This is a genomic window from Shinella daejeonensis (assembly GCF_024281235.1).
In the GTDB taxonomy this organism is placed as follows: Bacteria; Pseudomonadota; Alphaproteobacteria; order Rhizobiales; family Rhizobiaceae; genus Shinella; species Shinella daejeonensis.
The window spans coordinates 1-548 of sequence record NZ_JAHWXY010000035.1; the positions used below are offsets into that span (position 1 = coordinate 1).

The window sequence follows — 548 nt, forward strand, 5'->3', positions numbered from 1 at the left end:
ACCATCAAGTGACCTAACCACGGGGCTAGGCGGTGCCCTGCGTAGTTGGTGGAGTCGCGCAGCTCGGTCGCCGTGCCTAATGCGTCTGAAACACGCTTCGCCGTCCTTTCGTCGTTCGTGGCGAAGCTGACGCGGACGTGGCAGTTGTCGAGGATCGCGTTGTTCGGGCCATAGGCGCGCTCGATCTGGTTGAGGCTCTGCGCGATCAGGAAGCCTTTGATTCCGTAGCCCGCCATGAACGCGAGCGCCGATTCAAAGAAATCGAGCCGGCCGAGCGCCGGAAACTCGTCCAGCATCAATAGCAGCCGATGGCGCTTGCCGGAGGTGGTCAATTCCTCGGTCAACCGCCTGCCGATCTGGTTGAGGATCAGGCGGATAAGCGGCTTTGTGCGGTTTATGTCGGACGGCGGCACGACAAGGTAGAGCGTGACGGGCTGGCGGCTGCCGACCAGATCGGCAATGCGCCAGTCGCATCGCGCCGTCACCCGCGCCACCACGGGATCGCGGTAGAGGCCGAGAAACGACATGGCGGTGGAGAGCACGCCCGA

1 protein-coding gene is annotated in these 548 nt (G+C 63.3%); it reads right to left on the reverse strand.

From position 1 onward, the window contains the following. Positions 1 to 548 (reverse strand): type IV secretory system conjugative DNA transfer family protein (locus KYK29_RS22405; protein WP_254693080.1); only part of this gene is annotated, 548 nt, incomplete at both ends.